This window comes from Neorhizobium sp. LMR1-1-1.1, assembly GCF_040675795.1.
GTDB lineage: Bacteria > Pseudomonadota > Alphaproteobacteria > Rhizobiales > Rhizobiaceae > Neorhizobium > Neorhizobium cellulosilyticum.
The window spans coordinates 850,757-863,433 of record NZ_JBEGHE010000001.1; the positions used below are offsets into that span (position 1 = coordinate 850,757).

At 59.7% G+C, this 12,677-nt stretch carries 13 protein-coding genes; 2 read left to right on the top strand and 11 right to left on the bottom strand.

Going from position 1 to position 12,677, the window contains the following annotated elements:
• Positions 1 to 22 precede the first annotated feature (22 nt).
• The 3 genes from MRBLMR1_RS03995 to MRBLMR1_RS04005 all read right to left on the bottom strand — a co-directional run bounded on the left by MRBLMR1_RS03995 (position 23) and on the right by MRBLMR1_RS04005 (position 2,213).
• Positions 23 to 1,120, bottom strand: a complete 1,098-nt coding sequence (locus tag MRBLMR1_RS03995; RefSeq protein ID WP_148145665.1) for a carboxynorspermidine decarboxylase — start codon at positions 1,118 to 1,120, stop codon at positions 23 to 25.
• 151 nt (positions 1,121 to 1,271) lie between these two features.
• Positions 1,272 to 1,805, bottom strand: coding sequence for an SRPBCC family protein (locus MRBLMR1_RS04000; RefSeq protein WP_148145664.1), 534 nt, complete (start codon positions 1,803 to 1,805; stop codon positions 1,272 to 1,274).
• 21 nt (positions 1,806 to 1,826) lie between these two features.
• On the bottom strand, positions 1,827 to 2,213 hold the full coding sequence (locus tag MRBLMR1_RS04005; RefSeq protein ID WP_148145663.1) for a metalloregulator ArsR/SmtB family transcription factor: 387 nt from the start codon (positions 2,211 to 2,213) through the stop codon (positions 1,827 to 1,829).
• A 211-nt stretch (positions 2,214 to 2,424) separates the two neighbouring features.
• Here MRBLMR1_RS04005 and MRBLMR1_RS04010 point away from each other — a divergent pair, with 211 nt between their 5' ends.
• A complete protein-coding gene (locus MRBLMR1_RS04010) occupies positions 2,425 to 3,267 on the top strand; it encodes an alpha/beta fold hydrolase (protein ID WP_500063702.1) in 843 nt (280 codons plus the stop codon).
• Between the two features lie 172 nt (positions 3,268 to 3,439).
• Here the strand turns inward: MRBLMR1_RS04010 and ade are convergent, their stop codons facing one another.
• Complete coding sequence (gene ade, locus MRBLMR1_RS04015; protein WP_148145661.1) at positions 3,440 to 5,134, bottom strand: adenine deaminase; 1,695 nt, start codon at positions 5,132 to 5,134, stop codon at positions 3,440 to 3,442.
• An 81-nt stretch (positions 5,135 to 5,215) separates the two neighbouring features.
• On the bottom strand, positions 5,216 to 6,175 hold the full coding sequence (locus MRBLMR1_RS04020; RefSeq protein ID WP_148145660.1) for a pyridoxal-phosphate dependent enzyme: 960 nt from the start codon (positions 6,173 to 6,175) through the stop codon (positions 5,216 to 5,218).
• A 98-nt stretch (positions 6,176 to 6,273) separates the two neighbouring features.
• On the opposite strand from MRBLMR1_RS04020, the gene MRBLMR1_RS04025 reads away from it, so the two are divergent.
• Complete coding sequence (locus MRBLMR1_RS04025) at positions 6,274 to 6,735, top strand: Lrp/AsnC family transcriptional regulator (RefSeq protein WP_183685215.1); 462 nt, start codon at positions 6,274 to 6,276, stop codon at positions 6,733 to 6,735.
• Between the two features lie 96 nt (positions 6,736 to 6,831).
• Here the strand turns inward: MRBLMR1_RS04025 and MRBLMR1_RS04030 are convergent, their stop codons facing one another.
• From MRBLMR1_RS04030 to MRBLMR1_RS04055, 6 genes are all read right to left on the bottom strand, one after another.
• On the bottom strand, positions 6,832 to 7,935 hold the full coding sequence (locus MRBLMR1_RS04030; RefSeq protein WP_148145658.1) for a branched-chain amino acid ABC transporter substrate-binding protein: 1,104 nt from the start codon (positions 7,933 to 7,935) through the stop codon (positions 6,832 to 6,834).
• A gap of 452 nt (positions 7,936 to 8,387) precedes the next feature.
• The gene (locus MRBLMR1_RS04035; RefSeq protein ID WP_112456745.1) at positions 8,388 to 8,708 is read right to left on the bottom strand and encodes an ArsR/SmtB family transcription factor; all 321 of its coding nucleotides are present in this window, start codon (positions 8,706 to 8,708) and stop codon (positions 8,388 to 8,390) included.
• Positions 8,709 to 8,836: 128 nt separating this feature from the next.
• The gene (locus MRBLMR1_RS04040) at positions 8,837 to 9,553 is read right to left on the bottom strand and encodes a HugZ family protein (protein ID WP_148145657.1); all 717 of its coding nucleotides are present in this window, start codon (positions 9,551 to 9,553) and stop codon (positions 8,837 to 8,839) included.
• Positions 9,554 to 9,685: 132 nt separating this feature from the next.
• Positions 9,686 to 10,759 carry a choline ABC transporter ATP-binding protein gene (gene choV, locus MRBLMR1_RS04045; RefSeq protein ID WP_148145656.1) on the bottom strand — a complete coding sequence of 358 codons (1,074 nt, stop codon included), beginning with the start codon at positions 10,757 to 10,759 and terminating at the stop codon, positions 9,686 to 9,688.
• Positions 10,756 to 11,616: a choline ABC transporter permease subunit gene (gene choW / locus MRBLMR1_RS04050; protein WP_183685214.1), complete on the bottom strand. Its 861-nt coding sequence runs from the start codon at positions 11,614 to 11,616 to the stop codon at positions 10,756 to 10,758. Before choW ends, choV begins: the two co-directional genes overlap by 4 nt.
• A 72-nt stretch (positions 11,617 to 11,688) precedes the next feature.
• Positions 11,689 to 12,642, bottom strand: coding sequence for a choline ABC transporter substrate-binding protein (locus tag MRBLMR1_RS04055; RefSeq protein WP_148145654.1), 954 nt, complete (start codon positions 12,640 to 12,642; stop codon positions 11,689 to 11,691).
• Positions 12,643 to 12,677: the final 35 nt, after the last annotated feature.

Consider the following 12,677-nt stretch of genomic DNA (forward strand, 5'->3'; position numbering starts at 1 on the left):
TGGGCCCTTTGGCCCTTTCTGGTCAGGAAAGGCTCTGTTCGTAGTCCGTGTAGTCAAACTCACGGACCGTCCTGAGGCTGCCATCCAGTTCCCGGATGGCGATTGCCGGCATTTTCACGCCGTTAAACCAGTTTTTCTTGACCATCGTGTAGCCGGCAGCATCCTGGAACGAGATGCGGTCGCCGACCTTTACCTCTTCGGGGAAGTCGAATTCTCCGAAGATGTCTCCGGCAAGGCATGACTTGCCGCAGACCATCGCACGATGGGGTCCCTGGTTGGGGTGAACCTTGGCATTCTCACGATAGATCAGGAGATCCAGCATGTGCGCTTCGATGGAACTATCCACCACGACAAGGTTCTTGCCGTTGTAAAGCGTGTCGAGGACGGTGGTTTCCAGCGTCGTCGATTTGGTGATCGAGGCTTCGCCCGGCTCGAGATAGACCTGCACGCCATATTCGCCGGAGAAACGCTTGAGGCGCTCGGCAAACTGGTCGACCGGGTAATCATCGCCGGTGAAATGGATGCCGCCGCCGAGCGAGACCCATTCGGCCTTCTTCAGCAGCGGTGCGAACTTCTGTTCGATATCGCCGAGCATGCGGTCGAACAGGGCAAAATCCTTGTTCTCGCAGTTGTTGTGGATCATGAAGCCGGTGATCATGTCCATGACCGGTTCGACCTTGGCGAGATCCCATTCGCCGAGACGCGAGAAGGGGCGGGCCGGGTCGGCGAGGTCGAAGCTGGAAGAGGATACGCCGGGGTTGAGGCGCAGGCCGCGGGTGATGCCGGAGGACTGGCTCTCGAACCGCTGCAGCTGGCCGATCGAGTTGAAGATGATCTTGTCGGCGTGGGACACGACCTCGTCGATCTCGTAATCGGCATAGGCGACCGAATAGGCGTGGGTTTCCTTGCCGAAACGCTCATGGCCGAGGCGGACTTCGTTGAGCGACGAGGAGGTCGTGCCGTCCATGTAGTCGCGCATGAAATCGAAGACGGACCAGGTGGCGAAGCATTTCAGCGCCAGCAATGCCTTGGCGCCCGACTTCTCACGCACAGTGGCAATCCGTTCCATGTTCTGGAGCAGCTTGGACTTGTCGATGAGGTAGTAGGGAGTCTGCAGCATTTCGCGTGATCGGCCTTCTTACGGTTCTTCTAAAACTTGAAGGGGCCTATTGCCTGACGTAGATGACATCTTCAAGACCCCTTGGCTTTTCGGGGTAAAGAAAAGCCCCGCAGCGAGGCTGCGGGGCGTGGTGTTTTCGAGTTTCTACGTTTCATTCGGGGATAAGCCGTTCGTATTCCTCCCGCAGTTTCAGCCAGCCCTGCCAGAAAGGTTCCGGTTTGCGGCCGGAGGCCTTGGCAGCAAGAATATCGAGATGCATGTGCCAGCCGGCGCCGACCATGGTCATGTTTTTGCGGTCGGAAATGCGCTTGTGGACGAGGGTGAGAAGGACGTCCGAACCTATCGCCTTCAACTCGATCGCTACTTCGCCGCGGGGCGGCCAGGTGAAGGCCAAGCGGTGGGGGGCGTCGAAGAGGAGGATATCGCTGGTCATCCGCTGTTCTTCCGGAAAACCTTCCGGGCGTGCCTCCGCTCCATCGGTCAATTCATCGTTACGCCAGACGAGTTCGAATGTGCCGCCGGGTGTTTCCGGCATGATGCCGGAGGCAAGCCATTGGCGGCGCAGGTCGCTATCGGTCAGGTAATCCCAGATCCGCTCGATTGGGCCGGGCAGCTTGCGCTGAATGGTGATCTCGGCAGGTGCCGTCAAGGTTCCATATTTTTCCAATAGATTCATGCTGTTCATCGGTCTTCTCCCAGTTTTGATTCAGGTGTCATTTCCAGGTTTCGATGGGGGCATCTTGGCGTTTTGATCGGCCTTGCGAGCGTCGTCCTGCTTCAGCAGGTGCTCCAGCGCATCCAGACGAGTCGTCCAGAAATGTTCGTAGAAAGAGAGCCATTCATGTGCGGTGGCGAGCGGACCGGGATCAAGCCGGCAGAGATGGATGCGGCCCTGGATTTCCCGCCGCACCAGACCGGCGCCTTCCAGCACCTTGATATGTTTCGATGCGGCCGCAAGCGACATGGCGTGCGGTTCTGCCAGCTGCCCGACCGTGCGTTCGCCTCGCGTCAACTCGCGCAGCATATGGCGACGGGTGGCGTCGCTCAGCGCATGGAAGACGGTGTCGATCTTGTGGGTGTATAATTCAACCATGTGGTTGAATGTGTACCTCTTTATTTTGATTGTCAACCGATTGGTTTAATATTTGCGAAGTAGAGGAACTGAGTTCGCATTTCAGCCCTTCGTACCAATTCCCAAACGCGACAAGCCGTCATATCGTGACGCCGCGCCGGGGGCTGGGACAGCCACGTGCCGCAATAAAAGACTTCGCATGCATTTTGCCAGATCAACTTGAGGGAAAATCATGAGCAGCAGTTTCATCACCACCAAGGACGGCACGCAGATCTTTTACAAGGACTGGGGATCGAAGGACGCCCAGCCGATCGTCTTCCATCATGGCTGGCCGTTGTCCGCCGATGACTGGGATGCGCAGATGCTGTTCTTCCTTCACGACGGATATAGAGTGATCGCGCATGACCGGCGCGGGCACGGGCGTTCCAGCCAGACGGAAACCGGTAACGAGATGGACACCTATGCCGCCGACATGGCGGAACTTGCGGCGCATCTCGACTTGAAGGGCGCAATCCATGTCGGCCATTCGACTGGAGGCGGGGAGGTGACGCGCTATGTCGCCAAGTTCGGCCAGCCGCAGGGGCGTGTTGCCAAGGCGGTACTGATCGGGGCGGTGCCACCGATCATGGTCAAGAGCGAGAAGAACCCCGGCGGATTGCCGCTCGAGGTGTTCGACGGGTTTCGCGCGGCGCAGGCCGCCAACCGGGCGCAGTTCTTTCTCGATATTCCGACCGGGCCTTTCTACGGCTACAACCGGCCGGGTGCTGAAGTTTCCGAAGGGGTGATCCGCAACTGGTGGCGGCAAGGCATGATGGGTGGCACCAAGGCCCATTACGACTGCATCAAGGCGTTTTCGGAGACGGATTTTACGGAAGACCTCAAGGTGATCGATGTTCCGGTGCTGGTCATGCACGGGACGGATGACCAGATCGTGCCGTTCGAGGATTCCGCGCCGCTCTCGTCCAAGCTTCTGAAGAACGGGGTGCTGAAAGTCTATGACGGGCTGCCGCATGGTATGGCGACGACCCATGCGGATATCATCAATGCCGATCTGCTGGCGTTTTTTATGGGGTAGGCGGACGCTGCTGTGGTTTGCCCCTCACCCTAACCCTCTCCCCGTAATGACGGGGAGAGGGGACGTGGCCGATTTCGGCACTGAGGTTGCGGCTGGTGTCCTTCTCCCCGCTTGCGGGGAGAAGGTGCCGGCAGGCGGATGAGGGGCTTTGGGTGAGGCGAATTTGGGCCCCTTAAATCAGCTGGAACTTGTCGACATCGACCATGCCCCTGTCCGAAATCTTCAGGTGCGGGATCACGGGCAAGGGCAAAAACGCCACCTGCAGGAAAGGTTCTTCCAGAGTCGTTCCAAGAGCATAGGCGTGTTTTCTCAAGTCGTGCAGCGTGTCGCGAACCCACTCATACGGTTCGAGGCTCATCAGGCCGGCAATTGGGAGTGCGATCTCGCCGGTGACCCTGCCGTCCTCGACGACGACGAAGCCGCCGTTGATTTCTCCCAGCCGGTTGGCGGCGAGCGCCATGTCGTCTTCGGATACGCCGACGACGCAGATATTGTGGCTGTCATGGCCGACTGTGGAGGCGATCGCGCCCTTCTTCAGGCCAAAGCCCTGGACGAAGCCGTTGGCGTGGTTGCCGTTCTTGCCGTGGCGCTCGATGACGGCGACCTTGATGATGTCGCGGTCAAGATCGACGCCCGCCTGGTTGCCGGCGGCGGGAAGGCGGTAGCGGCGGTGTTCGGTGATGATCTTTCCAGGCATAACGCCGATGACCGGGGTTTCGGCTTCGGAATAGGGGACGCCGAACTGCATGGCCTGTACGGGACGCGCCTTGACGCTGTCGAGGCCGACTGGGGCGATCGGCTTGCGGGTGGCGAAGAGCTCGTCGGTCACGCGGCGGCCGGCGGAGAAAACGATTTCTGCCTTGCAGTTTTCGAGCGTGTCGACAATGACGAGATCGGCGCGCCAGCCGGGCGCGACGAGGCCGCGATCGGTGAGGCCAAAGGCTTTTGCTGCCGAGATCGAGGCGGCGCGATAGATTGCGAGCGGTTCGACGCCCGCCTTGATCGCTGTGCGGATCATGTAGTCGAGATGGCCCTGTTCGGCGATATCGAGCGGATTGCGGTCGTCGGTGCAAAGCGCCAGATAGGGCGACAAGCGCTCGGTGATGATCGGCATCAGGGCTTCGAGATCCTTGGAGACCGAGCCTTCGCGGACAAGCACGTGCATGCCTTTGCGGATCTTTTCGAGCGCTTCTTCGGCGGTGGTGCTTTCGTGTTCGGTGCGGATGCCGGCGGCAAGATAGCCGTTCAGATCATTTCCACGCAGCAGCGGGGCGTGGCCGTCGATGTGATCGCCGTAAAAGGCATCGAGCTTGGCGAGGCAGATTGGATCCTTATGGATGACGCCCGGAAAATTCATGAACTCGGCAAGGCCGATGACTTTTGGATGATCGCGGAAGGGCAGGAGCTTTTCGATCGGCAGATCGGCGCCGGCCGTCTCCAGATGCGTGGCTGGCACGCAGGAGGAAAGCTGGACGCGGATATCCATGATCGTTTCGAGAGATGAATCGAGGAAATAGCGGATGCCTTCTTCACCGATGACATTGGCGATCTCGTGCGGGTCGCAGATCGCGGTCGTCACGCCATAGGGCAGGACGCAGCGGTCGAATTCGTGGGGCGTGACGAGAGAGCTTTCGATATGCAGATGCGTATCGATGAAGCCGGGGACGACGATCTTTCCGGAAATGTCGATCTCGGTCTTGCCGGTGTAATCGCCGCAAGTGCCGACAATACGATCGCCGCAGATGGCGATGTCTGAGGCGACAAGCTCACCGGTGACGAGATCGAAGAATTTGCCGCCTTTCAGCACGATATCCGCGGGCTCGCGGCCGGTGCCCTGATCTATGAGGGTTTCGAGACGCGTGGTCATGGGGGGGCTCCTGGCAGTTTCGATTCCCCCTACTTAGCCCTTCAATGTGAAAACGGGGAGAGGGAACCGGAAATACCCTGTTTATGGCGCAGTGACCCTGACATTGCCGCCGCAGAGTATCGTGGCGACGGTCTTTCCCTTGAGGCTGACGCCGTTCTCGATCAGGCCTGCAAGGCCGGCAACGCCTGCCTCTTCGACGACGAGGCCGTAATGGGTGAGAGAGAAATCTCGCGCGCTGCGGATCGCCTCCTCGCTGACTGCCCAGATCTCATCGACGGTCGTCTTCATGCAATCCAGCGCATAGGAAACGCATTCGCGCACGGCGATGCCGTCGGCGGCAGTATCTGCCGTCTCCGTCGAGATCACTCGGCCGGTTTCCCACGAGTGTTTCATCGCTGGCGCATTGGCGGCCACGACGCCGATCACTTTGCAGGCTGGCGCCTTGCCTCTGATCCATGTGCCGATGCCGGTCAGCAGTGCGCCATTGCCGAGCGGGACGATGATGGCGTCGAGGGCGACGCCCTCTTGCGACAGGCGTTCGGTGATTTCCAGCGCGATCGTGCCGGCACCTTCGGCGATGGTGCGCAGGGCGCCGTCTTCGACAAAGGGGCAGCCGTTGATCTCGGCATAGGCGCGGGCGGCAGCTTTGGCTGCATCGAAATCATCGCCTTCGAGCCTCACCTCCGCTCCGAGCCGGCGCATAGCCTCCACCTTGCCGGGATTGGCAGTGGTGGCGGAGAAGATCACCACCTTGCGGCCCTGCGCCCGGCCTGTATAGGCGAGGCCCTGGCCGAAATTGCCGGCCGAGGCGGAAACGACCGGATGATCGCTAGGCTGCTCGTTCTGCATCCACCAGTCGGTGCCGCGGCCCTTGAAGGAGCGGATAGGGTTGAGCGTTTCCACCTTGGCGAACAGCCGCAGGCCGAGTTCGTCATTGGCCGTCTGCTGTTGGATTAGCGGGCTTTTGGTAAAAACCGGATCAATGGCGCGGGAGGCGGCCAGAATGCCGTCGGCGGAGGGAGCGAGCTGTTGTTGAGTCATTTCAAAAGCATGGCAAGGAAAAGCTGGCGTTATTCCTAAAGATATCGGAGTATGCGGAAATATCTCCCGATTAGCGATTTGAGATGGGAAAATTACCCATGGCGTTGACCAAGGCGGACCGTAATATCCTCAGGCTGATGCAGCAGGACGCTACCATCACGCTGAGCGAGCTCGCCGAGCAGGTGGGACTGTCGCCGTCCTCGGCACAGAGGCGGCTGCAGAAGCTGCGCGAGGACAAGGTGATCCTGCGCGATGTTTCGATTGTCGATCCGAAGAAAGTCGGCGGCGCTGTCTCGATGCTGGTCGAGGTGGAACTGGAGCGTGACCGGCCCGAGCTTCTGCCGCCTTTCCAGCGCTGGGTGGCGGAGACGCCGGAGGTGCAGGAGGCTTGGGGCACGTCCGGGCGAGGGGATTATACGCTTGTGATTCTTGCTCAGTCGGTGGATCACTTCGATGCGCTGGCCGACCGGATGATGGAGCTCAATCCGAATATCCGCAAATTCACCACCAGCGTGGTGCTGAAGACGCTGAAACGCGGGCTGGTCGTGCCGGTGGAGTGATGTCGCAGGGGGCTGATGGGTTTCCCTGTGGCGGTGATGAACCCCAAACGAAAACGGGCGCCCGAAGGCGCCCGCTGAGTGTTTTTTTGGATCCGATTACTTGGCGGCGACGATCTTGCCGCCTTCCCACTTGTAGAGCGAGAAGCTCTGCGAGGTGAGGTCGCCAGTTTCGCCGTAGGTGAGCTGGCCGATGGCGGTCGGGATGGCGGAGCCGTCCTTCAGGGCTGCGGTCACGGCTTCTGCGTCTTCGGCGGTCTTTGCCTTTTCGATGCCGGCCTTGATGACCTGGACAGCGGCGTAGGCATTCAGCGTGAAGGCTTCGGCCGGGATGTTCTTGGCGGCGAGCGAATCTGCTGCGGCCTTCGAATCCGGGCTCTTCAGGGCGTCGGATGCGTTGGTGAAGAGCGTGCCGGCTGCCGCTTCGTTGCCGATCGTCCAGTATTCGGAGTTCGACAGGCCGTCGCCGCCGATGATCTGGGCATTGAGCGAGAGATCACGCAGCTGACGGGCCAGAAGTCCGCCTTCCGGATGGTAGCCGCCAAAATAGATCACATCGACTTTTTCCGACTTCAGGCGGGCGGTCAGCGCGCCGAAATCCTTGTCGCCGGGGGTAACGGCTTCGTTGACCACTTCGGTGGTGCCGCCGGCGTTCAGGGTTGCCTTGAAGGCGTCTGCGAGGCCCTTACCGTAAGCGCCCTTGTCGTTGATGATGGCGACGCGCTTGTCCTTGAGCTTGTCGAGCACGTATTTGGCGGCAACTTCGGCCTGCTGGTCATCGCGGCCGCAGGTGCGCAGAACGTTTGCGAGGTCACGCTTGGTGAGATCCGGCGCGGTTGCGGTCGGGGTGACCATGAGTATGCCGTTTTCGGCAAGGACGTCGGAAACGGGAATGGAAACGCCCGAGGTGACCGGGCCGACGACGAAGTGAATGCCTTCGCCGACGATCTGGTTGGCGGCGGAGACGCCCTGCTTCGGTTCGCCGGCGTCGTCGGCGAGTTTCAGCACGACCTTTTCGCCAAGAATGCCGCCTGCCTTGTTGATGTCGTCAACGGCCGTCTGCGCGCCATTCTTGACCTGATCACCGTAAGCGGCGACCGGGCCGGTCAGCGGTGCGATGAGGCCGATGGTGATGTCGGCATGAGCTATCGGCGCAAAGGCCAGCGAGGCAGCAAGTGCTGCCGTGATTGTCTTCAATGTCATGTCTGTCTCCTTGGGGCATCGGCAGAATTCTTTGGCGGGCCTCCCTGGCCGCCGTTCACGACGTTCGGCGCGTCCTGCCGCAGCCGCAAACGCGGCGTGCAGGATTGGACGTACAAAACCTCGGCCTCAGCGCGGCCATGTTTGGCTCGCGCATCCGGCAGCAATTTTTGTAGAAATCTTGAGGCCGTCGCGCAAGAAGATAACCGAAACTGCGACACTTCGGTGGGGATATTTCAAGGCGAGGTTGAAGAGATGTGGGGATGACCTGCGTCTGCAAATTCAGCACTACTCGCAGGGCGCTGTTGGATCTCGCCACGAAGCGACGCGGGAGATCAAGCGATGCCCGGTGTATTCGATATCAATCAGACAACCCCTTGTTGTGCGATCTTGATGCACAAAAGCAAAAAAGCCCGGGTGTTGCCCGGGCATCTTTTTAGACCGATCCAAAAGGATTATGCAGCTGCGGAGGTTTTCCGCTCGGCGGCAATGTAGATGTCCTCAAGACTGTCGAGGATCTTCAGCACCGATTCCGAAGAGCTGGAATAATAGATCGTCTGTGCGTCGCGCCTGGTCTTTACCAGCTTTTGTGCGCGAAGCTTTGAGAGATGCTGTGACAAGGCAGACTGGCTCAAGCCGACGCGCGTCGCCAGTGCACCCACTGCCACCTCTCCCTTAACCAGGCAGCAGAGAATCATCAGCCGCTTGGGGTTGGCCATTGCCGACAGCAGGCCCGCTGCTGCGTTTGAATGCTCAGAAAGTGCTACCTTATCCATAAGTTCTCTTCACCTCGTCTCCAAAGTGGCCGCGCAATTCACCAAATATTCTTATCCGGTGATGTTAGGCGGCACAGGCGGAATTTGTACATCCCCTAAATTTCGGGTAGTTCAAGCTACATTTTAGTTTATTTGCAGATATAATGTATGACGTCTTCCGGCAAGTCTAGTCGATGCTGAAACTCGTGCCGGACGAGTACATCGCTCGAAACGAGGTCAATCCCGGCGGGATCAACCAATCCGAATCTCCAATTCTTGTCTCCAAGCCCTAGGCGATGCGCAAAATTCGCAGCTTCCAAAGGCTTTTCTGCCAGTTCGTTCTGCAGTTTCAGCCACGATGATTCGTCTGCCGAGAGCGGAAAAAGCAAATCTTCGCCACCCAATGCATAGGCGCGCCCGAAGCCTCCGTTCAGCGACGCTTGAACGGGAACCAATCGGTAAAACCTGAAATCAGGAAAATCGACGTAAAGTTGCGCCTTGGCATGGCGTCTCAGGAAACGCGCGCGAATCCTTTGATGGATTGCGCTGTCCCGGCCAACCGGCTGGGCCTCGCAGAAAACGGTAATACGGGCATGGGCCAGCGGATCACCCTTACCCGGTTCGCCTGCAAGCAGCGAGCAACGAGAATCATCCTTCAGGCCTTTGGTATGGCCCGAGAGGGCAGAAACGAGCACGACCGGAACACCATCGAGATCGATGGCCGTCAATGCCCTGCTCACGGATGGAAAGCCGGTTACCGGATCAAGAACACCGAGTGACATGTAGCGTGCACTGCGCAGAAGCGTGCGAGCAAGCTCGCGTGCCTCGTCATCTGTCGGGCGCAATAACTGGGCCTGTTCGGCCATCCGTCACTCTCTGGTTGAATTTCGAGGTTTGAATTTTGATAATGCTTTATTTTCATATCATTTAATTCACTGCCGCAAAAGAGGCCTTGCCGCGTCAAGTTTGCGCACCATCTACTTGCGGTTAACGTTCATCTATCCACGGTTGTCGCGCAGCCGATGCCGTGTGAGGCCGGTTACGACGTCATCGGCGGTTATCGAGCCGACCACGCTGCCGTTATCAACGATGGCGATGGTGCCGCGCTGACGAGCCAGCCCATCCATGATATCGACGAGAGGCGTATCCGGAGAGGCGGAAGCGGAGATCGGGACCGCGCTTGTCGCGGCCGAGACGCCTTTCGTCATAATGTCGCCGGCAGTCAGCATGCTGATCGGGTTCATGTGGCGGACGAAATCGGCGACGTAATCATCAGCCGGATCGCGGACGATTTCCTGCGGCGTGCCGCACTGGATGATCTGGCCGCCTTCCATGATGGCGATGCGATTGCCGATGCGGAAGGCTTCGTCGAGGTCGTGGCTGACGAAGAGGATGGTCTTTTTCAACCTGTGCTGGAATTCCAGCAATTCATCCTGAAGTTTTGTGCGGATCAGCGGGTCGAGTGCCGAAAAGGGCTCGTCCATCAGCAGGATAGGCGCGCCCGTGGCGAAGGCACGGGCCAGGCCGACTCGCTGCTGCATGCCGCCTGAAAGCTCTCCGACGCGCCGGTCCGCCCATTGGCTGAGGCCGACCAGTTCAAGCTGTTCGCCTACCCGCCGCTTGCGCTCCGTTTCCGATACACCCGCAAGTTCGAGGCCGAAGCCGACATTTTCGGCAACCGACCGCCACGGCAGAAGTCCGAACTGCTGGAAGACCATGGAGACCGTGTGCATGCGCAGTTCGCGCAGTGTTCGGGCGTTGGCCCTGTAGGGATCGACCGGGCCGGCGGGTGTAGCGACGCTGACGTTGCCGCGCACCACGGGAGCAAGGCCATTGACTGCGCGCAGAAGCGTGGACTTGCCAGAGCCGGAAAGCCCCATCAGGACGAGGATTTCTCCTTCGCGGATAGACAGGGAGGCATTGGAGACGCCGACGACGATGCCGGTCTGAGCACTGATCTCGTCGCGGCTTCGGCCAGCATCGAGCAGCGGCAGCGCGGCTTTCGGCTCGTTGCCGAACACGATGTCGACATTACTGAATGTGACGCAGTCTCGGGTCGAGGTGACGGTCATGGCGCATCTGCCTTTCCGCTCTTGAACAGGCGATCGAGGATGATGGCGAGGATGACGATGCAGAGCCCGGCTTCGAAGCCACGGGCGATGTTGACCGTGTTGAGCGCCCGCACGACCGGCACGCCCAAGCCATTTGCACCGACAAGCGCGGAAATGACGACCATGGACAGGGACAGCATGATGGTCTGGGTCAAGCCCGCCATGATCTGCGGCATCGCGTAGGGGAGTTCCACCTTGCGCAGCACCTGGCCCGATGTGGCGCCGAATGCGACGGCTGCTTCGGTGAGCGCCCCCGGCGTGGAAATGATGCCGAGGCGGGTAAGCCGGATCGGTGCGGGAATGGCGAAGATGACGGTGGCAATCAGGCCCGGCACCATGCCGAGGCCGAAAAGGATGAGTGCGGGGATGAGATAGACGAAGGTCGGGATGGTCTGCATCAGGTCGAGGACCGGGCGCATGCCCTGATAAATCCATTCACGCCGTGCCGCTGCGATGCCGAGCGGTATGCCGATCGCCATGCTGACTACGGTGGCCGCCAGCACGAGCGCCAGCGTCTCGGTCGTTTCCTTCCAGTAGCCGAGATTGTAGATCAGCAACAAGCCGAGACAGGTGAAGGCTGCGACGCCGAATGAGCGGCGCAGGCCGTAGGCAAGGGCGGTGAAGATCGCGATGAGCAGAAACGGGTGCGGATATTGCAGCACCGCCAGAAGCGCGTCGATCACCTTCGACAGAATATGCGACAGCCAGTCGAAAAACCAGCTTGCATTGCCCGTCAGCCAGTCGACGGCATTTTTCGCCCAATTGCCCAGGCGCAGCTTTCCACTCGAGTCAACGAGCCAGTCGGGTAGCCAGTTCACGTCCGGTACCACCTCAAAATATTAAACGGGCAGGGGACAAGGGCCGGAGAACCGGCCCTTGCAGTCGAACGATCAGAGACCGAGTTCTGCCTTGACGGCATCAAGGCCCGGCTTGCCGTCCTTGGTGGTGACGCCGGCCAGCCATGGCTCGATCGCTGCGCCATTGGCCTTCAGCCAGTCGGTCGCAGCGACTTCCGGCTCTTCTGCGTCATTCAGGATGCCGCCCATGATCTCGTTTTCCATCGGCAGCGAGAATTTCAGGTTCTTGATGAAGGTGCCGACATTGGGGCATTCCTCGGTGAAGCCGGAGCGCACGTTGGTGTAGACTTCCGCACCGCCGAAATTCGGGCCGAACACGTCATCGCCGCCGGTCAGATAGGTCAGCTTGAAATTGGCGTTCATCGGATGCGGTTCCCAGCCGAGGAAGACGACCGGATCGCCGGCCTTGTCGGCACGGGCGACCTGCGCGAGCATGCCCTGCTCGGAGGATTCCACCACTTCCAGCTTCTTCAGGCCGAACGTGTCCTTCTCGATCATGCCAAGGATCAGGCGGTTGCCGTCATTGCCCGGCTCGATGCCGTAGATCTTGCCGCCGAGAGCGTCTGCATGAGCGGCGATATCCTTGAAATCCTTGATGCCGAGTTCGGCGCCTTTGGCATTGGTGGCAAGCGTATATTTCGCGCCGGTCAGATTAGGCCCGAAAGATTCGACCGACTTTTCGGTCAGGAACGGACGGACGTCGGCTTCCTGCGTCGGCATCCAGTTGCCGAGGAAGACATCGATATCCTTGTTCTTCAGCGACGAATAGGTGACGGGCACGGACAGGACCTTGATGTCTGTCTGGTAGCCCAGTGCCTTCAGGAGAACGGAGGCGGTTGCGGTGGTTGCCGTGATGTCTGTCCAGCCGACATCGGAGAAGCGGACGGTGCCACAGGCGGCCGGCTCGGCAGCGGATGCGCTGGCGGCAAAACCGGATAGAGCGGCAGAGACGGCGACGGTGAAGGCCAGCGATTTATGGATGCGCATGAAGTGCTCCCGTTCTTTCTTGTTCCCGGCCATTA

Excerpts from the sequence above, each read along its gene's own strand:
- MRBLMR1_RS04030 (WP_148145658.1), bottom strand. The coding sequence starts at position 7,935 with ATGACATTGAAGACAATCACGGCAGCACTTGCTGCCTCGCTGGCCTTT.
- MRBLMR1_RS04055 (WP_148145654.1), bottom strand. The coding sequence starts at position 12,642 with ATGCGCATCCATAAATCGCTGGCCTTCACCGTCGCCGTCTCTGCCGCT.
- MRBLMR1_RS04040 (WP_148145657.1), bottom strand. The coding sequence starts at position 9,553 with ATGGCCGAACAGGCCCAGTTATTGCGCCCGACAGATGACGAGGCACGC.
- MRBLMR1_RS04025 (WP_183685215.1), top strand. The coding sequence starts at position 6,274 with ATGGCGTTGACCAAGGCGGACCGTAATATCCTCAGGCTGATGCAGCAG.
- MRBLMR1_RS04005 (WP_148145663.1), bottom strand. The coding sequence starts at position 2,213 with ATGGTTGAATTATACACCCACAAGATCGACACCGTCTTCCATGCGCTG.
- MRBLMR1_RS04010 (WP_500063702.1), top strand. The coding sequence starts at position 2,425 with ATGAGCAGCAGTTTCATCACCACCAAGGACGGCACGCAGATCTTTTAC.
- MRBLMR1_RS04020 (WP_148145660.1), bottom strand. The coding sequence starts at position 6,175 with ATGACTCAACAACAGCTCGCTCCCTCCGCCGACGGCATTCTGGCCGCC.
- MRBLMR1_RS03995 (WP_148145665.1), bottom strand. The coding sequence starts at position 1,120 with ATGCTGCAGACTCCCTACTACCTCATCGACAAGTCCAAGCTGCTCCAG.
- MRBLMR1_RS04000 (WP_148145664.1), bottom strand. The coding sequence starts at position 1,805 with ATGAACAGCATGAATCTATTGGAAAAATATGGAACCTTGACGGCACCT.
- ade (WP_148145661.1), bottom strand. The coding sequence starts at position 5,134 with ATGACCACGCGTCTCGAAACCCTCATAGATCAGGGCACCGGCCGCGAG.
- choV (WP_148145656.1), bottom strand. The coding sequence starts at position 10,759 with ATGACCGTCACCTCGACCCGAGACTGCGTCACATTCAGTAATGTCGAC.
- MRBLMR1_RS04035 (WP_112456745.1), bottom strand. The coding sequence starts at position 8,708 with ATGGATAAGGTAGCACTTTCTGAGCATTCAAACGCAGCAGCGGGCCTG.